Annotated in this window: 18 protein-coding genes and 1 pseudogene; 12 read left to right on the top strand and 7 right to left on the bottom strand. The window is 70.8% G+C overall.

Annotation, left to right across the window (positions count from 1 at the left end):
* Positions 1–33: 33 nt before the first annotated feature.
* Positions 34–3,234: a tetratricopeptide repeat protein gene (locus OG736_RS27820; RefSeq protein WP_327184826.1), complete on the top strand. Its 3,201-nt coding sequence runs from the start codon at positions 34–36 to the stop codon at positions 3,232–3,234.
* 101 nt (positions 3,235–3,335) lie between these two features.
* Here OG736_RS27820 and OG736_RS27815 read toward each other — a convergent pair whose 3' ends face one another.
* Together OG736_RS27815 and mca are read right to left on the bottom strand one after the other, a co-directional pair.
* On the bottom strand, positions 3,336–3,581 hold the full coding sequence (locus OG736_RS27815) for a hypothetical protein (protein ID WP_327184825.1): 246 nt from the start codon (positions 3,579–3,581) through the stop codon (positions 3,336–3,338).
* Positions 3,574–4,434 carry a mycothiol conjugate amidase Mca gene (mca, locus tag OG736_RS27810; RefSeq protein ID WP_054242565.1) on the bottom strand — a complete coding sequence of 287 codons (861 nt, stop codon included), beginning with the start codon at positions 4,432–4,434 and terminating at the stop codon, positions 3,574–3,576. The genes OG736_RS27815 and mca overlap by 8 nt, the downstream gene beginning before the upstream one ends.
* Positions 4,435–4,559: 125 nt before the next feature.
* Between mca and OG736_RS27805 the strand changes: the two genes are divergently transcribed.
* Positions 4,560–4,961: a DUF4307 domain-containing protein gene (locus OG736_RS27805; protein ID WP_020128090.1), complete on the top strand. Its 402-nt coding sequence runs from the start codon at positions 4,560–4,562 to the stop codon at positions 4,959–4,961.
* Between the two features lie 209 nt (positions 4,962–5,170).
* Positions 5,171–5,671, top strand: a complete 501-nt coding sequence (greA, locus tag OG736_RS27800) for a transcription elongation factor GreA (RefSeq protein ID WP_020128091.1) — start codon at positions 5,171–5,173, stop codon at positions 5,669–5,671.
* Between the two features lie 78 nt (positions 5,672–5,749).
* On the opposite strand, the gene OG736_RS27795 is transcribed toward greA, so the two are convergent.
* The 3 genes from OG736_RS27795 to ilvA all read right to left on the bottom strand — a co-directional run bounded on the left by OG736_RS27795 (position 5,750) and on the right by ilvA (position 9,107).
* Positions 5,750–6,613: an ABC transporter permease gene (locus OG736_RS27795; RefSeq protein WP_020128092.1), complete on the bottom strand. Its 864-nt coding sequence runs from the start codon at positions 6,611–6,613 to the stop codon at positions 5,750–5,752.
* Positions 6,610–7,641: an ATP-binding cassette domain-containing protein gene (locus OG736_RS27790; protein ID WP_327184824.1), complete on the bottom strand. Its 1,032-nt coding sequence runs from the start codon at positions 7,639–7,641 to the stop codon at positions 6,610–6,612. The genes OG736_RS27795 and OG736_RS27790 overlap by 4 nt, the downstream gene beginning before the upstream one ends.
* A gap of 236 nt (positions 7,642–7,877) precedes the next feature.
* Positions 7,878–9,107: a threonine ammonia-lyase gene (ilvA, locus tag OG736_RS27785; protein WP_327184823.1), complete on the bottom strand. Its 1,230-nt coding sequence runs from the start codon at positions 9,105–9,107 to the stop codon at positions 7,878–7,880.
* A 163-nt stretch (positions 9,108–9,270) separates the two neighbouring features.
* On the opposite strand from ilvA, the gene OG736_RS27780 reads away from it, so the two are divergent.
* The 3 genes from OG736_RS27780 to OG736_RS27770 all read left to right on the top strand — a co-directional run bounded on the left by OG736_RS27780 (position 9,271) and on the right by OG736_RS27770 (position 10,672).
* Complete coding sequence (locus tag OG736_RS27780) at positions 9,271–9,780, top strand: MarR family winged helix-turn-helix transcriptional regulator (protein ID WP_314221220.1); 510 nt, start codon at positions 9,271–9,273, stop codon at positions 9,778–9,780.
* Between the two features lie 134 nt (positions 9,781–9,914).
* Positions 9,915–10,427, top strand: a complete 513-nt coding sequence (locus OG736_RS27775) for a sigma factor-like helix-turn-helix DNA-binding protein (RefSeq protein WP_327184821.1) — start codon at positions 9,915–9,917, stop codon at positions 10,425–10,427.
* Positions 10,424–10,672 carry a hypothetical protein gene (locus tag OG736_RS27770; RefSeq protein ID WP_327184820.1) on the top strand — a complete coding sequence of 83 codons (249 nt, stop codon included), beginning with the start codon at positions 10,424–10,426 and terminating at the stop codon, positions 10,670–10,672. Before OG736_RS27775 ends, OG736_RS27770 begins: the two co-directional genes overlap by 4 nt.
* 24 nt (positions 10,673–10,696) lie before the next feature.
* On the opposite strand, the gene OG736_RS27765 is transcribed toward OG736_RS27770, so the two are convergent.
* Positions 10,697–11,851 (bottom strand): cystathionine gamma-synthase, encoded by a 1,155-nt coding sequence (locus OG736_RS27765; RefSeq protein WP_327184819.1) that lies wholly within the window; start codon positions 11,849–11,851, stop codon positions 10,697–10,699.
* 166 nt (positions 11,852–12,017) lie between these two features.
* On the opposite strand from OG736_RS27765, the gene OG736_RS27760 reads away from it, so the two are divergent.
* The 5 genes and pseudogenes from OG736_RS27760 to OG736_RS27740 all read left to right on the top strand — a co-directional run.
* Positions 12,018–13,136 (top strand): hypothetical protein, encoded by a 1,119-nt coding sequence (locus OG736_RS27760; protein ID WP_327184818.1) that lies wholly within the window; start codon positions 12,018–12,020, stop codon positions 13,134–13,136.
* A 370-nt stretch (positions 13,137–13,506) separates the two neighbouring features.
* The gene (gene msrA, locus OG736_RS27755) at positions 13,507–14,175 is read left to right on the top strand and encodes a peptide-methionine (S)-S-oxide reductase MsrA (protein ID WP_327184817.1); all 669 of its coding nucleotides are present in this window, start codon (positions 13,507–13,509) and stop codon (positions 14,173–14,175) included.
* Positions 14,172–14,531 (top strand): hypothetical protein, encoded by a 360-nt coding sequence (locus OG736_RS27750; protein ID WP_327184816.1) that lies wholly within the window; start codon positions 14,172–14,174, stop codon positions 14,529–14,531. The genes msrA and OG736_RS27750 overlap by 4 nt, the downstream gene beginning before the upstream one ends.
* Positions 14,532–14,711: 180 nt before the next feature.
* Complete coding sequence (locus OG736_RS27745) at positions 14,712–15,830, top strand: AI-2E family transporter (RefSeq protein ID WP_327184815.1); 1,119 nt, start codon at positions 14,712–14,714, stop codon at positions 15,828–15,830.
* Between the two features lie 105 nt (positions 15,831–15,935).
* Positions 15,936–16,070, top strand: a pseudogene (locus OG736_RS27740) (DUF4291 family protein); the annotation flags it as partial.
* Between the two features lie 82 nt (positions 16,071–16,152).
* Here the strand turns inward: OG736_RS27740 and OG736_RS27735 are convergent.
* On the bottom strand, positions 16,153–16,644 hold the full coding sequence (locus tag OG736_RS27735; protein WP_327187888.1) for a hypothetical protein: 492 nt from the start codon (positions 16,642–16,644) through the stop codon (positions 16,153–16,155).
* 682 nt (positions 16,645–17,326) lie between these two features.
* Here OG736_RS27735 and OG736_RS27730 point away from each other — a divergent pair.
* Positions 17,327–17,641: a hypothetical protein gene (locus tag OG736_RS27730; RefSeq protein WP_327184814.1), complete on the top strand. Its 315-nt coding sequence runs from the start codon at positions 17,327–17,329 to the stop codon at positions 17,639–17,641.
* Positions 17,642–18,095: the final 454 nt, after the last annotated feature.

Below are 18,095 nucleotides of genomic sequence, written 5' to 3'. Positions count from 1 at the left end.
AGGAAAGCTGTGACCTCCGGAGGGGGACGGGACATGCGGGACGGCCATAGGGCGGAAGCCGAGCGGTTGTTGGCGCGGGCCGTGGAGGAGGAAGTGCGGCGGTCCGGCGGGCGCAGCGACCGGCAGGTGCTGATGACGCGGGCCCGCGGCGCGCTGGACGCCATGGCGCAGACGGCCGCCGAGGAGTACGAGGCGTACGCGCGCGCCCTGGAGGAGACGGAGTCCCACCAGGTCAGTTTCGGACAGCGGTACGCGCGGGAGGGCGGGCGGACCCCCCTGCTGGTGGCGGGTGTTGCCGCCGTCACGACGGCGGTCGCCGATCTCGCGCTGGGCACCGGTCCGGGCACGGCGCTCGGCGCCGGGGTGGCCGTCGGCGTCGTCGGGGCCGCGGCGACCGTGGTGAAGGTGGCGGGCTCCCATCTGCCGGCCGCGCATCACCGGGCCGGCGAGGCGGGGCAGCCCGGCGGCGCCGAGCAACTGCGGCTGCAATGGCTCACCGCGCTGGAGGTGCGGGGCATCCGGCCGTTCCTGGATCAGCAGCGGATGCTGAGCGCGACGACCGGCCCGAAGAAGGCGCCGGGACCGCAGCTGCGCGGCGCCGACAAGAGTGCGGCGGCCCGCGGACGGACCGTGCTGGCCCAGTCGTTCACCCAACTACCGGACGCGTCGGGCCCGTTCGCCGGGCGCCGGACCGAACTCGGGCAGCTCCGGCAGTGGGTGCAGGCGGCGCGCGCCAGCACGCAGACACGGCCGACGGTGGTCGTGCTGCACGGACCCCCCGGCAGCGGCCGCACCACCCTCGCGGTGCGGGCCGCGCACGATCTGCGCGACCAGTTCCGCGGTGCCTGCGTGGTGGACCTGCGCGGCCACAGCGCGGAGGAGGCCCCACTGCCCACCCGGGACGCCCTGCTGCACCTGCTGAACCGGCTCGGCGCGCCCCGCGAGCAGCTCCTCTTCCGTGAGCGCTCCTCCCCGGACCAGCAGGTCAAACGGCTCACCGAGCTGTACCAGCAGCACCTGACCGGCCTGCCGGTCACGGTGATCCTGGACGACGCCTCGGACCCCGAACAGGTCCTCGCACTCGTGCCGGAACGTTCCGACAGCCTGGTCCTGGTCACCGCCCGGACCCCGCTGGGGCTGCCGGCCGAACTGTCCGCGTGGATGCACGAACTGGCGGTGCGGCCCCTGGACGCGGCGGGCGCGGAGGAACTGCTGGGCGCGGCCGCCCAGGACGCCTCCGGTCCGTACGACGCCGAATCCGCCGACCGCATAAGGGAGTTGTGCGGCGGGCTGCCGTTGGCGCTGCGCGTCGTGGGCTCCTCGCTCGGCCCGCGCTCACCGCGCGCGCTGGCAGCGGACCTGGGGGTGTACGGACCGGTGGAACCGGTCGAGCGCGCCCTGTGGCTGCGCTACACCGACCAGCCGGACGTGACCCGCAGACTGCTGCGCCGGCTGGCCCTGGCCGGACGGGCCTCGCTCGGGACGGCCGCGGCGGCCGCGCTCCTCGCCACGGACCGTGCGGAGGCGACCCGCCATCTCACGGCCCTCGCCGACGCCGGCCTGGTCGACCACGTCCGCGGCGACCGCTACCGCCTGCACGACCTGGTCCGCGCCTTCGCCCAGGCCCGGCTCCTCGACGAGGAGGAGCAGAACGAGCGCTCGGCGGCCCAGGAACGCCTGATCGTCAGCTACGCCGAGCTCGCCGACTCCGTGCTGCGACTGGTCGACGGCAACATGTCGACCCGCTCGGACCGCTTCACCCCGCACGGCTTCACCTCCCTGGACGAGGCGCTGCGCTGGCTCGACGACGAGTCGAGCTTCATCACGGCGACGCTGCGGCACGCGGAGGGCGTGGACCAGAACGCCGTACTGAGCCTGCTGGGCGCCCTGTGCGACTACTGCCTGCTGCGCGGCGACCTCTACCGGCTCGGTGAGATCAGCGAGCTGGCGCAGTCGGTCGGCCAGGACCTGCTGGTGCGGTCCGTGCAGTGGCGTACCGGTATCGCGGCCCGTCAGCTGGGCGAGCTGGACAAGGCCCGTACGACGCTCAGCTCGGTCGTCGACCTCTATCTCCAGGCCCACCACGACGCGGGGGCGGCACGCGCCCTGTGCTCGCTGGGCATCACCCTGCACCACCAGGGCCAGCTGACGGAGGCGGCGGCGAAGCTGCGGGAGGCGATGGACCTGCAGGCCGCGCCGGAGCTGGCCACGGACCGGGCCTGGACGATGCACGCGCTGGCGGCGGTCGAGCGGGACAGGGGGCATCTCGCCGAGGCCCTCGACCTGCTCACCCGCTCCCTGGTCCTGCACCGCCAGGGCGGCTCCGTGCACGGCGAGGCGTGGGCGCACTTCCAGCTGGGCCAGCTGAACCTGCGCCGCGGCGACGTCCCGCGGGCCGAGGCCGATCTGCGCGAGGCCCTCGACCTGTACGGCCGCACCCGCGACGCCCGCGGCGAGGCCTGGGCCCTGACCCAGCTGGCCCGGGCCCGGCTCATCTCCGGGGACCCGGGCCCGGCGGCGGAGGACCTGCGCCGGGCGTCGGCGCAACACCGGGACAACGAGGACGCGCGCGGTGAGGCCTGGACGGTCTACTACCTGGGGCTGGCCCTGGAGGAGACGGGCGACCTGGACCACGCCGTCCGCGAGCTGGAACGTTCCCGCTCCCTCTTCTCCCGTATGCGTGACGTCTACGGCCTGGCCTGCGCCCGCCACCACTCGGCCCGGGTGACCCGGGACCAGCGCGCCGCCCAGACCGGTTCGCTGCGCAACTCGGGCTTCGCCCGGCAGCTCCTGGTCGACGCGCGTGCCGACTTCCAGCGCATCGGTGTCGCCCACGGCGAGGCCTGGACCTGCCTGGAGCTCGCGATCGTCGACGCGGGGAACGCCCGTACGCAGGCGGCCCTGGCCCTGTGCGACGAGGCGGTCGGCCTGTTCGCGTCGTACGGCGACCGGCGCGGCGAGGACTGGGCCCGCTTCCTGCGCTGCACCCTGCTGCCCTACGCGGCCCCGGGCGGGGTCGAGGTCGGCACGGCGGTGGCCCAGGAGGAACTGGCCCAGCTGGTCCGCACCCACCACCCGCTGCGCGACACCCGACTGACCGAGTGCCTGGAGGCCTACGGGCTGCTGCTGGAACGAGGCATCCGCCTGGAGTCCGGCTGGCAGGCCTGGCGCCTGGGCCTGGTACCGGGCAGGCACGGCCGGGAGGTCATGGGGGTGGCGGTGGACGACGAGTAGCCGCCCCGCTCCGGGCACGGGCCCCGGGGCGGGGCGACGCCCGCCGGGGTGAGGTGGTCAGCCCGCACCCCGGCGCCACGCGTTCTCGCCGCGCGTTCGCCTCAAGACGTCGAGGAGGGCTTCCCCGTGCCGGCGGCGGAGGTCTGCTCCGGGTCCGTCGGCTCCTTGAAGTCGACCTTGCCCATGTGCTTGCTCATGGACTTCATCAGGCCCCACACCGCCACGGCCATCGCCGCGAAGACGATGAAGCCGAGGACGCCGGGGGTGACCTTGTTCTCGTCGACCTCCTTGGCGAGGGGGACGAGGTGCGTCATTGCCAGGCTCACGCTTGCGCTCATGTCAGGCATTGTCGCGGATGCCCGCAAAGAGGTCGTCCTCGGGGAGGGAGGTATCGACGCGGGACTTCGCGAGCTCGTACTCCTCCGTGGGCCAGACCTCCTTCTGGATCTCCATCGGCACCCGGAACCAGCCGCCGTCGGGGTCGATCTGCGTGGCGTGCGCGATCAGCGCCTTGTCGCGGATCTCGTAGAAGTCGGCGCACGGAACGTGCGTGGTGAGCGTGCGCTCCTTCTGGCCGAACTCGTCCCAGCGCTTGAGCCACTCCCCGTAGGGCGACTCCAGGCCGCGGTCGAGCATCGCGTGGTGCAGCGCCTCGGTGCGGGGCCGGTTGAAGCCCTGGTTGTAGTACAGCTTCGACGGCCGGTACACGGGACCGAACTCGGCCTCGGGGTACTTCGCGGCGTCGTCCGCGCCCTCGAACGCCACCATCGAGATCTTGTGGGTCATGATGTGGTCGGGGTGCGGGTAGCCGCCGTTCTCGTCGTAGGTGGTGATCACCTGGGGACGGAAGGAGCGGATCTGCTTCACCAGTTCGCCGGCCGCCTTGTCGACGTCCTCCAGGGCGAAGCAGCCGTCGGGCAGCGGCGGCAGCGGGTCGCCCTCGGGCAGGCCCGAGTCGATGAAGCCGAGCCACTCCTGCTTGACGCCGAGGATCTCGCGAGCCTCGTCCATCTCCTTCTTGCGTACCTCGTGGATGTGCTCCTCGATGTACTTGTCACCCTGAAGCTTGGGATTGAGGATGGAGCCGCGCTCCCCGCCCGTGCAGGTCACCACCAGCACGTCCACCCCCTCGGACACGTACTTCGCCATGGTGGCCGCGCCCTTGCTCGACTCGTCGTCGGGGTGCGCGTGAACGGCCATCAGTCGCAGCTGGTCAGTCAAGACTCAATCCTCGGTAAGTCGGCGCCCGGTGTGAACCGGCGCGATCGCAGGCTTCTATAGTGACCGAATCGGGAGGCGAATAATTCCGTGCCGGGAGGACGATCATGAGTACGGCGAGCACGCGACTCCCCGAGGGCCGCTACGGCCGTTCCTCGGACGAGCGGGCCGACCACAAGCTCAGGATCACCGGCGCCGTGCTGGGCGCTTTCCTTCTCGCCCTGGTCGGCTACTTCGCCTACCACTACGTCGGCCAGAACAAGATCAGCGCCGAGGTGATCACCTTCAAGGCGACCTCGGACGAGGCGGTGCAGCTCCACCTGGAGGTCCGCAAGGACTCGGGCGCGAGCGGCTACTGCACGGTGCGCTCGCAGGCGGCCGACGGCGCCGAGGTGGGCCGCGCGGACTTCCGCTTCGCCGGCTCGGACACACGCATCGACAGGACGGTCACGCTGCGTACGACGGCCAAGGGCACGACGGCGGAGCTGCTCGGCTGTCACGCCGACTGACGCCGACCGTCACATACTGACGCCGGGGCCGCCGGGCGAGCCGCATCCTCCGCAATACGTACACGCTGACCTGCGGTGACGTAATTCTGATGGCTTATGTCCTCCCCCTTCGGCCGCTGAATTGTTAGGCTCGTGGTTTCGCCCATCACCTGAGGAACATGCTTTTGGTAGGGCGATGCTTGTATTCCCAGTACCGACGAGGAGCACCTGTGACCCAGACCAGCGAGTCCGTCACCTGGCTGACCCAGGAGGCGTACAACAAGCTCAAGGTCGAGCTTGAGTACCTTACTGGTCCTGCGCGCACGGAGATCGCCGCCAAGATCGCGGCCGCGCGCGAGGAGGGGGACCTGCGTGAGAACGGTGGGTACCACGCGGCCAAGGAGGAGCAGGGCAAGCAGGAGCTCCGTGTGCGCCAGCTGACCCAGCTTCTCGACAACGCCAAGGTCGGCGAGACCCCGGCTTCCGCCGACGGCGCGGTGGCGCCCGGCATGGTCGTGACGATCGCCTTCGACGGTGACGAGGACGACACCATGACGTTCCTGCTCGCCTCGCGCGAGTACGCGAGCTCGGACATCGAGACCTACTCGCCGCAGTCCCCGCTCGGCACCGGCGTGATCGGCCACAAGGTCGGCGAGGACGCGGAGTACGAGCTGCCCAACGGCAAGAAGGCGTCCGTGCGCATCCTCAAGGCCGAGGCCTACAGCGGCTGACCGGCCCCCTGTCCGTCGCCCCGCTGTGACCGGCCCCCGGCGCCCACGCCGCCGGGGGCTTCGTCATGTCCGCAACGCTCAGGCCGTCGCCGAGCGGTACTTACGGACCGCCAGCGTCCGGAAGATCACGACGATCAGCACCGAGTAGATCAGCGAGGCCCAGACCGGGTGCTGCATGGGCCAGGCGTCGGACGCCGACTGGCCCGGGTTGGCGAAGAGCACCCGGCAGGCCTGGACGGTGGCGCTGAACGGGTTCCACTCGGCGATGTGACGCAGCCACGGCGTCATGTTGCTGGTGTCCACGAACGCGTTGGAGATGAAGGTCACCGGGAAGAGCCAGATCAGTCCGCCGGAGGTGGCCGCCTCGGGGGTGCGCACGCTCAGACCGATCAGGGCGCCGATCCAGGTGAACGCGTATCCGAGCAGGAGCAGCAGCCCGAAGGCGGCCAGGACCCGGGCGGCGTCGGTGCTGCCGTCGGAGCCGACCCGCCAGCCGACCAGGAGGGCGACGACCGCCAGGACGAGCAGGGTGAGCGCCGTCTGCACGAGGTCGGCGAGGGTGCGGCCGGTGAGCACCGCGCCACGCGCCATGGGCAGGGACCGGAAGCGGTCGATGAGGCCCTTGTGCATGTCGTCGGCGATGCCCGCGCCCGCTCCGGCGGTGGCGAAGGTGACGGTCTGCGCGAAGATGCCCGCCATCAGGAAGTTCGTGTAGTCGGTGGCGCTCGTGCTGCCGCCGATCTGCATGGACCCGCCGAACACGTAGGTGAACAGCACCACGAACATGATCGGCTGGATGAGCCCGAAGATGACCATCTCCGGGATGCGGGACATCCGGATCAGGTTGCGCTTCGCGATGACCAGTGAGTCGCGGACGGACTGTCCCAGCGGATGGGCGGGCTTGGGCGCCGCGCCGCGTACGGCGTCGGTGACGGCACTCATTTGACGGTCTCCCTCTCGCTCTGGCCGCTCTGGCCGCTCTGGCCGCGCGGGGCGTCCCGTCGGTCCTCTTCGCTCTCCTCGGCCTTCGTCTCGGCGACGTGTCCCGTCAGGGACAGGAAGACGTCGTCGAGGGTGGGGCGGCGCAGGCCGATGTCGTCGATCTCGATGCCTCGGCCGTCGAGCTCACGGATGACCTCGGCGAGGAGCTTGGCGCCGCCGGCGACGGGCACGGTGAGCTTGCGGGTGTGCTGCTCGACGGTGGTCTCGCCCTTGCCGAATCCGGCCAGTACCTCCGCGGCCGTGGCGATGTGTTCGCGGTCGTGCACCACGACCTCCACGCGCTCTCCGCCGGTGCGGGCCTTGAGCTGGTCGGAGGTACCGCGGGCGATCACCCGGCCGTGGTCGACGACCGCGATGTCGTGCGCGAGGTGGTCGGCCTCTTCGAGGTACTGCGTGGTGAGCAGCAGTGTCGTGCCGCCGGAGACGAGACGCTTGATCACCTCCCACAGCATCTGGCGGTTGCGCGGGTCGAGGCCGGTCGTCGGCTCGTCCATGAACATCACGGGCGGTGAGACGACCAGTGCCGCGGCCAGGTCGAGGCGGCGGCGCATGCCTCCGGAGTAGGTCTTGGCCGTGCGGTCGGCGGCTTCCGCGAGGCCGAACTGGTCGAGCAGTTCGGCGGCCCGGGCCTTCGCCGCGCCTGCCTTCATCTGGTAGAGCATGCCGACCATCTGGAGGTTCTCGCGGCCGGTGAGGTATTCGTCGACGGCCGCGAACTGGCCGGACAGGCCGATGGAGCGGCGGACCTCGTTGGGGTGCTTGAGCACGTCGAGGCCGGCGACCACGGCCCGGCCGCGGTCGGGGCGCAGGAGCGTGGTCAGACAGCGGACCGTGGTGGTCTTGCCCGCTCCGTTCGGCCCGAGCAGGCCCAGAACCGTGCCCTCCGGGACGTCCAGGTCCACGCCGTCCAGAGCCTTTACGTCGCCGAAGGTCTTCACCAGGCCTTCGGCATAGATGGCACCTGGCATAACAGTCTCCACGTCATTGAGGATTCTTCGGAAAGCCTAGGTTTGCACTTTTCGTTCCGCCCGATGAGAGGTGAGGGGAGCGGCGTGAGACACACCATAACGCGATGTATCGCGTCTCACAACGGTCTTTCTCGAACGGGTGACGAAGAGACTCGAAGCCGACTCCGAGCAGGCTCCGAGCAAGCTCGAAGCAGGTTCCGAGAGGGCTCCGACCTCGGTCGACACCCCGGTCGGCGTCAGTCGATGACGGTGTAACCGGCCTCGCCCAGGACTCGGCCGACCTCGGCGCAGTGCTCCGGCCCCTTCGTCTCCAGGTGCAGCTCGACCTCCGCCTCGGTCAGCCCCAGCCGGGGGTCGGTCCGCAGATGGCTCACGTCCAAGACGTTAGCGTCGACCACTGACAACGCCCCCAGAAGCGTGGCGAGGGCACCCGGCCGGTCCGTCAGCCGCAGGCGTACAGCCAGGTAACGGCCCTGCGCCGCCATGCCGTGCCGCAGGACGCGCTCCATCAGCACCGGGTCGACGTTGCCGCCGGACAGCACCGCGACGACCGGCCCCTCGAAGGCGCCGGGCGCGCTGAGCAGCGCGGCCACCGGACTCGCCCCGGCCGGCTCGACGACCAGCTTGGCCCGCTCCAGGCACAGCAGCAGCGCCGCGGCCAGCTCGTCCTCCGTCACCGTGCGCACCTCGTCCACCAGGTCGCCGACGATGGAGAACGGCACGTCACCGGGCCGGCCGACCTTGATGCCGTCGGCCATCGTCGCCGGAGTGCGGATCGACACCGGCCGCCCGGCCGCCAGCGAGGGCGGGTACGCCGCGGCCCCGGCCGCCTGCACCCCGACGATCCGCACGTCCGGCCGCAGCGTCTTCACCGCGACCGCGATGCCCGCCGCCAGCCCGCCGCCGCCGATCCCGACGACGATCGTGCGCACCTCCGGGCACTGCTCCAGGATCTCCAGGCCGACCGTGCCCTGACCCGCGATGATGTCGGGGTGGTCGAAGGGGTGGATGAACACCGCACCCGTCTCGGCCGCGTACTCCTGCGCCGCGGCCAGCGTCTCGTCGACCACCTGACCGTGCAGGCGCACCTCCGCGCCGTACTCGCGGGTGGCGCTGATCTTCGGCAGCGGAGCGCCCTGGGGCATGAACACCGTGGAGCGCACACCCAGCACCGTCGAGGCCAGCGCCACACCCTGCGCGTGGTTGCCCGCGCTCGCCGCGACCACCCCGGCGGCCCGCTCCTCCGGCAGCAGCCCGGCGATCCGGACGTACGCGCCGCGCAGCTTGAACGACCCCGTCCGCTGGAGGTTCTCGCACTTGAAGTGCACCGGCGCCCCGACCAGCTGGGACAGGTGCCTGCTGCCCTCCATCGCGGTCGTCCGCGCCACGCCCGACAGCATCTTCTGGGCCCCGCGCACATCGTCGAGGGTGACGGGACGCAAGGAGTCAGCCGTGCGGTAGCTCATGACTCCAGCATCGCAGTTCACAGGCGGCCACGAGCTCTGTGACCAACCTCCGAGACCGGTTTCCGCAGCGTCGGTACGACCCGCCTTCCAGCCGCGTACTCTGTCCCCCATTCCAGCAGCCCCTTCATGAAGTGAGCCCCCGGCCATGCCCACAACACCTGAAATGTCGATGGACATGACGACCGTCGGTGACACCGGTCTTCTCGACACCTTGCAGCACGAGGTCGCGGTGTTCGCCCGCCGTGCCGAACAGACCCGGCTCGGCGGCGTCGGGCAGGTGCGCAACTCCATGGACCGCGCCGCGTACCTGCTGCTCAACCGCCTCGACAAGGAAGGCCCGATGGGCGTCAAGGCACTCGCCGCGAGCATGGGGATCGACTCGTCCACCGTCACCCGGCAGGTGGCTCCGCTCGTCGACACCGGCCTGGTCAAGCGGACCTCGCACCCCGAGGACGGACGGGCCGTGGTGCTCCAGCTGTCCCCGCGCGGGCAGTCCCGCCTGGAGGAAGTACGGTCGTCCCGGCGTCAGTTGATGGCCGAGTTGACGGACGACTGGGCACCGGAGGAGCGCGAGACGTTCTGCGATCTCCTCACCCGCTTCAACACCGCCCTGTCCACCCGGATGGCGGCCCAGGGCGTACCGGGCGCGGAGCCGTCGTCGGCCGCTTCCTGAACCTGGGCGCACACGTGCGTGCGGCGACTTTCCGGCGGCCGTGCGCGGCTCTTGACCGAAAGCCCACCCCTGGCCTCATATGAGACCGGGGCGTATGGCCCTCCAGGGGGACGCCGTCAGGCGGGAGGCTCGGTGTGCGAGAGCGGCGTACGGCCCAGGAAGCCCGCCGGGCACGGGAGTTCGAAGCGTTCGTCGCCGGGGCGGGCGGGCGGTTGCTGCACGCCGCCACACTGCTCACGGCGGAGGCCCCGGCCGACAACCCCCGCGCGCGGCGCCTGCTGACGCTCGCCCTCGCGCACACGTACGCGTGCTGGGACCGGCTGCACGGCGAGGACCCTTACAACCGGGCCCGCGAGTATCTGGCCACCCGCTTCGCCCACGGCGCCTGGCACCGGTACGCCGCTCTGCCCCTCGGCCGCGGCCGGCCGCTCACTCCCGTCGGTCCGCTGGCACGGCTCACCCCCCAGGAGCGCCTCGTCCTGGTCCTGAGGCTCTTCGAGGGTGTCGCCGACGAACAGGTGGCGGCCCTGCTCGGCCTGCCCGTGGAACGGATCCGCACGGTCTGCGACCGGGCGACGGCGACGCTGTTGCATCCGCCTCGGGGCCCGGCGCCCGCGGTGCACCGGGCGAAGGCGGCGGCGTCGTGAACCGGCCCGAGCGGGAGGCCGCCGTACGGCAGCTCATGGAGCGGACCGCGCCGCACGTGCCGACGGAACTCCACGCGGACGTCGTACGCCGGGGCGGCCGGATCCTGCGCCGCCGGACGCTCGCCCGGCGGCTGCTGTGGCTGGTGCTGCTCGCGGCCGTGCTGGCGTTCACGGTCTGGGCGGTGGTCGCCCAGCCGTGGGTGGAGCCGCCGTCGCAGACGACTCCACCGCTGACCGGCTGGTGATCCGGAAAGCCGGCGGGAGGCCGTCTAGCCGAGAGCCTGCTGCAGGTCGGCGAGCAGGTCGTCGATGTTCTCGATGCCGACGGAGAGCCGGACGAGGTCGCCGGGGACCTCCAGCGCCGAGCCGACCACGGACGCGTGCGTCATGCGCCCCGGGTGCTCGATCAGGGACTCGACGCCGCCCAGCGACTCGCCGAGGGTGAACACCTTGGCGCGGTTGCACACCTCGACGGCCGCCTCCTCGCCACCGGCGACCTGGAAGGAGACCATGCCGCCGAACGCCCGCATCTGCTTGGCCGCGACCTCGTGTCCGGGGTGGTCGGGCAGCCCCGGATACAGCACGTTCGTCACGCGCGCGTGCCGGGTCAGCATGTCGGCGACCTTGGTGGCGTTCTCGCTGTGCCGGTCCATGCGCACCGACAGCGTCTTGGCGCCGCGCAGCACCAGCCAGGAGTCGAAGGGCCCGGCGACCGCGCCCATCGCGTTCTGGTGGTACGCCAGCTCCTCGCCCAGCTCCGCGTCGCCGGTGACCAGCGCGCCGCCGACGACGTCCGAGTGGCCGCCCATGTACTTGGTCAGGGAGTGCACCACGACGTCCGCGCCGAGCGCCAGGGGCTGCTGAAGGTACGGCGTGGCGAAGGTGTTGTCGACGACGAGCCGGGCGCCCGCCTCCCGGGCGACCTGGGCGACGGCGGCGATGTCGGTGATGCCGAGGAGCGGGTTGGACGGGGTCTCCACCCACACCGCCTTGGTCTTCGGGGTGATCGCGGCCCGCACGGCGGCGGCGTCGCTCGTGTCGGCGACCGACCACTCCACACCCCAGCGGGCGACGACCTTCGCGAAGAGCCGGAACGTGCCGCCGTAGGCGTCGTTCGGGATCACCACGTGGTCACCGGGGCTGAGCAGCGTACGCAACAGGCAGTCCTCGGCCGCCAGTCCGGAAGCGAACGCGAGACCTCGGCGGCCGCCTTCGAGGGCGGCGAGGTTCTCCTCCAGGGCGGTCCTGGTCGGGTTGGCGCTGCGGCTGTACTCGTAGCCGCCGCGCAGACCGCCGACGCCGTCCTGCTTGTAGGTCGAGACCTGGTAGATCGGCGGGACCACCGCGCCGGTGAGGGGATCGGCGGTGTTGCCCGCGTGGATCGCGAGGGTCTCGAAGTGCTGACTGATGTGCCTGTCGCTCATGAGGACCGAGCGTAGTCCGCTCGCGGGCCTGCTGCGGGACCGCGGGAGCGCGTGGGTGGGGGCGGCCGTCGGCGGACGACCCTCGCGGACGGCCCTCCCCCGACGTTTTTCCACAGGTTCGGGGGTGGGTTGGCCAATTGTCGGCGCGGTCTGGTTCGCTTGAGACATGGAGATTCTGTTCGTCCTGATGGCGCTGCTCATGATCAGCTTCGTGCTGCTGCCGTTCCTGCGGCGCAGGCGCGGCATGGTCGAGCAGGTCCCGGCGGGCCACCCGGACGCCGCGGACCCCGAGACCTACGGGTTCGTGCGCACGGAGGAACTGGACATCCGCATGCCCGGCCCCGACCAGGACCTGCTGGACGTCCTGGACGTGGTGCAGCACACGCAGGACTACCGGGCCGCACAGCAGCTGCTGGCCGGCACCGAGACGGCGGGCGAGCTGCGCTGGCAGCGCGTGCAGGCCTTCGCGGGCGCGGCGGCGCTGGAGCTCCAGCAGCGGCCGGGCGGGGTCAGCGAGACGCCGGGCGGGCAGTGGCTGCGGGTGTGGCGCACGGAGGCGCCCAAGGACGCGGGCGGCGCGGCGGTGCACGCCGAGTTCCTGGTGCAGCAGGCATGGCGGACGTCGACGCGGGGCACGGACGACTTCCGGATCATCATGGAGGAGGCGAAGGACGCCTGCGGTGAGGCGGCGCTGCTCTCCCCCGGTGACCCGATCCCGTACATCGTCGAGTTGTCGGTGGCCCGCGGTCTTCAGTACGACCAGAAGGAGTTCGAGCAGCTCTGGCTGAAGATCCTGGACCGCGCCCCGGCGCACATGGGAGCGCATCTGGCGGCCCTGCACTACTGGTGCGAGAAGTGGCACGGCTCGCGCGAACTGGCGAACGCGTTCGCGGAGGCGGCGGCCGCGCGAGCCCCCCAGGGCTCCCTCCTCGCGGCCATGCCGCTCTTCGCGGTCTTCGAGCACCTCCCCGAGGTGAACCTGGTCAGCAGCTTCTACCAGAGCGAGGTCGTGACGAAGGCGATGCACGGCGCGCTGTTCGCGGTGCACGCGGCCCGTCCCGACGACCCGATGCTGGCGCACGTCCGTCACCTGCTGATCTTCTTCCTGGTGCGCGCCGAGCGCTGGTCGGAGGCGATGAACCTGCTCATACACGTGGACGGCCATGTGGGCGCCCTCCCGTGGACCCTCTCCCCCGACCCGGCCGGCGAATTCGCGGTCTACCGGGCACTGGCGGTGGCGGGCTACGAGGCGAACGGCGGCAGCCCGGCAACACTGCCGCACTGACCCGGGCCATTCCGCCGCGACCGGGCGGACTGTCCGGTCCGGGGAGCGGGGGGGGCGGCCGGCGAGGCAGACAGCCGGGCCACGGAGCTGAGGCACGGAGCTGAGGTAAGCAGCCGGAGCACGGAACTGAGGCAGTCAGCCGTGGCGGGAGGGCCGGCGCAGGCAGCCGAAGCCAGGCCGGGGGCGGGCAGCAGGCACGGAGCTGAGGCACGGAGCAGGGGCTGTCCGCCGAGGCAATAGAGCTGAGGCGGGCCGCCGAAGCAGGAGGGCTGAGGCAGAAGGCTGAGGCAGAAGGCTGAGGCAGGCCGGAATCCGATGGGCCGTGTGCACGTTGACCGGCACGGACCCTCAGCGCCCCTTTGGAGACCGCATGTTCCCGCACAGCCACACACCCCGGCTCCTGACGCCCGAGCAGGCTCTGCAAGGCCGTCCGTCGCCGGTGTACTCCGTCCTCGACCGCCACACCGTCCTCGGCAACCGGCTCCTCGGCCCCTACCCCGAGGACCTCGAGGTCGCAGACTTCGGCCTGGGCTGCTTCTGGGGCGCGGAGCGCACGTTCTGGCAGCTGCCGGCAGGTGTGTGGTCGACCGTGGTCGGCTACCAGGGCGGCCACACCGAGCACCCCACCTACGAGGAGGTCTGCTCGGGCCTGACCGCCCACACGGAGGTCGTCCGTGTGGTCTTCGACCCGGCGGTGATCTCCTACGAGCGCCTCCTGAAGACGTTCTGGGAGTCCCACGACCCCACCCAGGGCTTCCGCCAGGGCAACGACGTCGGCAGCCAGTACCGCTCCGCGATCTACACCCACTCCCCTGCCCAGGCCACAACAGCCGAGTCCTCCCGCGCGTCGTACCAACGCGCCCTCACCACCTCGGGCCACGGCCCGATCACCACAGAGATCCTCCCGGCGTCGACCCTCCCGTTCTACCCGGCCGAGACCTACCACCAGCAGTACCTCGCCAAAAACCCGGGCGGGTACTGCGGGATCGGCGGGACCGGTGTGTCCTGCCCGATCGGTGTGGCGAGGGCCGACAGGTGAGCGGGGGACGAGGGCCGACGGGTGAGCGCTCGGTCCCTGGCTCGTCCGCCGACGGGCACTGGATCCTCGAAGCCAATCTGCGACCGTTCTGCGAGTCGGTCGCGGAGTTCTCGGGCCACCGCTTCGACGACTCCGACTGGCAGGCCATCGAGAACGCCCTCCCGGAGACAGACGCGGAGAGGCCCGACGGCTGGTACGACTACCCGCTGTCGGGCCGGGTACCGCTGACCTTGCTGGTCGCGGCCGACCCGGAAACGTCGGTCGTCTTCGTCCGGCTCACCGGCGAAGCCGGGGCCCGAACGAAGGCACAGATCGAAGCGGCGCTGTACATCTTCAGCACGTACGAGGCCGTCTGACACCGCCGGACAGTACGCCCCCAGTTCGGGCGGGAGCGTGGTCCCGGCCGCGGAATCCGCGGACGAGTGGCCCGCCCGAAACCAAGGGCGCCTTCCCCACGCGGCGTCTCTCGTGTGCCAGGGGTCCACACACGGTGAGCAGCGATTCCGGTATGACTTGCGTACCCATAGGGTGCATCCGTGACTGCCACGTTGAGTTCCACAAGAGCCCGCGCCGCGCTCCGTACGACGGCGCGTGCCTCCGCCGAGCTGCTGCTCATACTTCTGATGCTCGCGGTGACGTTGTGGATCCTGGGCCGGATGTGGTCGGTCGTCTGGCCGCTCGTGGTCGGCCTGCTGCTGACCACACTGACCTGGCCACCGACCCGTTTCCTGCTTCGTCGCGGGTGGAAACCCGCCCTCGCCGCAACGGTCGTGACGGTGCTGTTCCTCCTGGTCGCCATCGGCGTCGTGGCGCTGATCGCGGTACCGGTGGCATCCCAGTCCGGCGAGCTGACCGACGGCGTGGTCGACGGCATCCAGAAGTTGCGCGAGTGGGCCGCCGGGCCGCCGTTGAACATCGGTGACGCCCAGATCAACAAGGCCTTCGACACCGCGGTATCCCGCGCGCAGGACGGTCTCGGCAGCATGGTAGGGGCTGTCGTCACGGGGGTGAGCACCGTGGTGAACGGCTTGGTCACCGCCGTCCTGGCCCTCTTCCTGATGTTCTTCTTCCTCAAGGACGGTCCGCGGTTCCTGCCGTGGCTCGCACGTCAGCTGCCCGGTCGGCTCGCCACCGACGTCCCGGCCGTGGCCGCGCGCGGCTGGGACACCCTGGGTGCGTTCGTGCGTTCCCAGGCGGCCGTCGGCCTGCTCGACGCCGTCCTGATCGGCCTGGGCCTGTGGATCGTGGGAGTACCGCTGGTGCTCCCGCTGGCGGTGCTGACCTTCGTCTCCGCGTTCGTGCCGATCATCGGCGCCCTGTTCGCCGGTCTCGTCGCGGTTCTCATCGCGCTGGTCTCCAACGGCCTGACGGACGCGCTGATCGTGCTGGCCATCATCGTCGTGGTGCAGCAGCTCGAGGGCAACGTGTTCCAGCCCATGATCCAAAGTCGTGGGCTCGGCCTCCATGCGGCAGTGATTCTGCTGGCGGTGACGTTGGGCGGCAGTCTGGCCGGCATCGTGGGCAGTCTGCTCGCGGTACCGATCGCCGCGCTGATCGCGGTGGTCTGGAACTACGGGCGCGAGCAGCTCCGAGAGCCGTCCCCTCCGGGCACCGACACATCGGACGCCGGCGCCGACGCCACCGTCCCGTCCTAGGGCTGCGTCTCCACGCCTTCAGGGTCTCCTGCCCGACCGGGGCGCAGTGAACTGTGGTTCGTAAATCGGTGGCCGCCTGCACCAACCCACCCCACGCTGTACGCCATGGAACAACCGCGTCACGGGATCCGTGCGGCTTACACGGAGTCCACGATCACCGTCTACCAGGCGTACTCCCCGGAAATCGGCCTGCCCGCCGCCCGCGACGGCCGTTTTCCGACCGCGTGGAAGCGGGACAGGATGACGTGGATCATCAAGCAGCGTTCACAGACCTCATCCATGTTGCCGTCGCAGCAACGATCATCCGGCTCCGGACCAGAATCTAGGGGACAGCGGCGCAGGTGCGGTCGCCGGCGTCACCGAGCCGGAGCGAGGCCTCGGACGTTGTGCCGTCGTGGCTCAGCGACAGCTCAATGCTGCCCTTCGTGTAGTCCGGGAACCACACGGCATACAGTGTCCGGACGCCCTGCGCAACGGTGCCGACGCGGCGGACTTCCAGGGGCTTTCCGCCACAGGTCGCGGAAGTCACCTGCTGGTGGTCGGCGGCGAACAGACGAACCCAGCCGTCGGTGAAGAGGGTTGCGAGCGGGTGCACCCCCCTTGAGTCTTCGATGGCCATGGGCTTGGAAGCGCAGGCTCGCATGGAGAACGCAGCTTCGGCGACCGATGCCCAGCACAGTCGCTGGTCGCGGGTTTCCCAGGCGTAGGCGGCGCCGGTCGGCCAGGGCTCGACCAGCATCAGGCCCTGGGAGCCGGGGGCGTCGGCACCCACCGCCCCCGACGTCATCAGGGTGGTTCGGGTTGTGTTGATCACCTCGGTCAGGTCCGGATGCGAGGGAGTCGGCGCAGCGGTCGAGGCGGGGGCGCGGGAGCCGGACGGCCTCGCTGAACTCCCGTCGCCACCCGAGCAGCCCGTCGAGGCCGTGACCAGCAGTACCGCTGTCCCCAAGGCAGCGCGAAATCCGTATCGCATGAGCGTTCCTCCCCCGTGTGCACCCTGAGACCAGGGTGTGTTGCCGAGCACTGTCCTGGGACCCCTTCGGCGCTGAGCGCTCGGTGTCGCTCAGGCGTGCGTCGAGCTGACCAGTACGGCGGCCGACCAGCAAGCCGTCTGAGCAACATCTGAGCTCTGCCCCGAGCATCGCGTGCCGCTCCGCGAGAGGTCCCTGTAGAGACTCGAACCGGCTGCGACGGCCGGCCAGGGCGGCGAGACCGGAGACAGGAGACAGGAGACAGCTCACCAGTAGTGCCCGGCCGCAGTACCCGAACTGCCGTGTACTAAGGCGTCGTTCCAGCGGTGCGTGCCGCTTGCGGAAAGGTCTGTGAACGCGCCTTGACATGGGTCACAAGCGGCGTCCACAGCCCTCATCTGGGATGCCGGTGCGGTGACCGCACAGGCCCACCGGATGGGGCGCGCGTTCCGATGTGCAATGACGTCCGATCCAGTCACGCGCACCGCGCCCGGATGCCTGCGTGCGCCTGGCATGATCGCCGACATGTTCGAAGAGAAGTCGGATGCGCTCTCGCGGATGGCGGCCGCACACATGGCCATGCCGTTCCCGCCCGGCTTCCGCGGTCTGGACGTCGAGGATCAGGACATGGTGTCACTCGACGCAGACGTCTACGGCTACGCGGCGAGCGTCCTCGCAGGACCTCTCTCCGAACGGCACCGCGAAGGCCTCGCGCGGCTGGTGACGGTGTTCGACAAGGTCCTCCCAGCGATCGACGACGAGTACGCGACCAGGTACTACACGCACGTGCGCGGCATGGCCGTGCTGGCCGCCGAGGTCGAGAACCTGCGCGAGAAGTAGTGCTCTGACCGGGAACGGTCGGCGGGTCTGCTTCGGGCGGTTGGATGTGCGGTGGCTGCATCGGGCCGGGCGGTTTCCCACCTGCCTTTGCGGAGCGCGTGAGGCGACCGCGGATGAGAAAATCGGCGGTCAACTCGCCGAGCCGGAAGGGTCGCGGCAGGCTTGTGACGCCGGCGTGCGCGCCGACTGTCAGTGGCGAGGCCACCGCAACGATCAGCTGTCAGCCTGTGGACCTGACTCCGGGAGGGCTTCGAGTGGGCGCTGCGGCACGCGTGTCTCTCGCACCACGTGCGGGAACCGCATGCTGACCAGGCCGAGCGAACGGGCGCCGAAAGGCGTGCGGCGCGCGCCCTGACCCAACGGGTTGTGAACGGACCATCGCGGCGCGCACACGGTCATAGCAAGAGAAGCGCCGCCTTCCCGAACGGGCCCGAGCCCACCGCGGCCGTCGGTG

Origin of the sequence: Streptomyces sp. NBC_01334 (genome assembly GCF_035983595.1) — a bacterium.
Classification (GTDB): Bacteria; Actinomycetota; Actinomycetes; order Streptomycetales; family Streptomycetaceae; genus Streptomyces; species Streptomyces coriariae.
Note: the sequence above shows the minus strand (reverse complement) of the source record. Positions and strands in the feature narration are given on the sequence as shown.

Excerpts from the sequence above, each read along its gene's own strand:
- OG736_RS27820 (WP_327184826.1), top strand. The coding sequence starts at position 34 with ATGCGGGACGGCCATAGGGCGGAAGCCGAGCGGTTGTTGGCGCGGGCC.
- OG736_RS27815 (WP_327184825.1), bottom strand. The coding sequence starts at position 3,581 with ATGCCTGACATGAGCGCAAGCGTGAGCCTGGCAATGACGCACCTCGTC.
- mca (WP_054242565.1), bottom strand. The coding sequence starts at position 4,434 with ATGGCCGTTCACGCGCACCCCGACGACGAGTCGAGCAAGGGCGCGGCC.
- OG736_RS27805 (WP_020128090.1), top strand. The coding sequence starts at position 4,560 with ATGAGTACGGCGAGCACGCGACTCCCCGAGGGCCGCTACGGCCGTTCC.
- OG736_RS27795 (WP_020128092.1), bottom strand. The coding sequence starts at position 6,613 with ATGAGTGCCGTCACCGACGCCGTACGCGGCGCGGCGCCCAAGCCCGCC.
- OG736_RS27790 (WP_327184824.1), bottom strand. The coding sequence starts at position 7,641 with ATGCCAGGTGCCATCTATGCCGAAGGCCTGGTGAAGACCTTCGGCGAC.
- ilvA (WP_327184823.1), bottom strand. The coding sequence starts at position 9,107 with ATGAGCTACCGCACGGCTGACTCCTTGCGTCCCGTCACCCTCGACGAT.
- OG736_RS27780 (WP_314221220.1), top strand. The coding sequence starts at position 9,271 with ATGTCGATGGACATGACGACCGTCGGTGACACCGGTCTTCTCGACACC.
- OG736_RS27765 (WP_327184819.1), bottom strand. The coding sequence starts at position 11,851 with ATGAGCGACAGGCACATCAGTCAGCACTTCGAGACCCTCGCGATCCAC.
- OG736_RS27760 (WP_327184818.1), top strand. The coding sequence starts at position 12,018 with ATGGAGATTCTGTTCGTCCTGATGGCGCTGCTCATGATCAGCTTCGTG.
- msrA (WP_327184817.1), top strand. The coding sequence starts at position 13,507 with ATGTTCCCGCACAGCCACACACCCCGGCTCCTGACGCCCGAGCAGGCT.
- OG736_RS27730 (WP_327184814.1), top strand. The coding sequence starts at position 17,327 with ATGTTCGAAGAGAAGTCGGATGCGCTCTCGCGGATGGCGGCCGCACAC.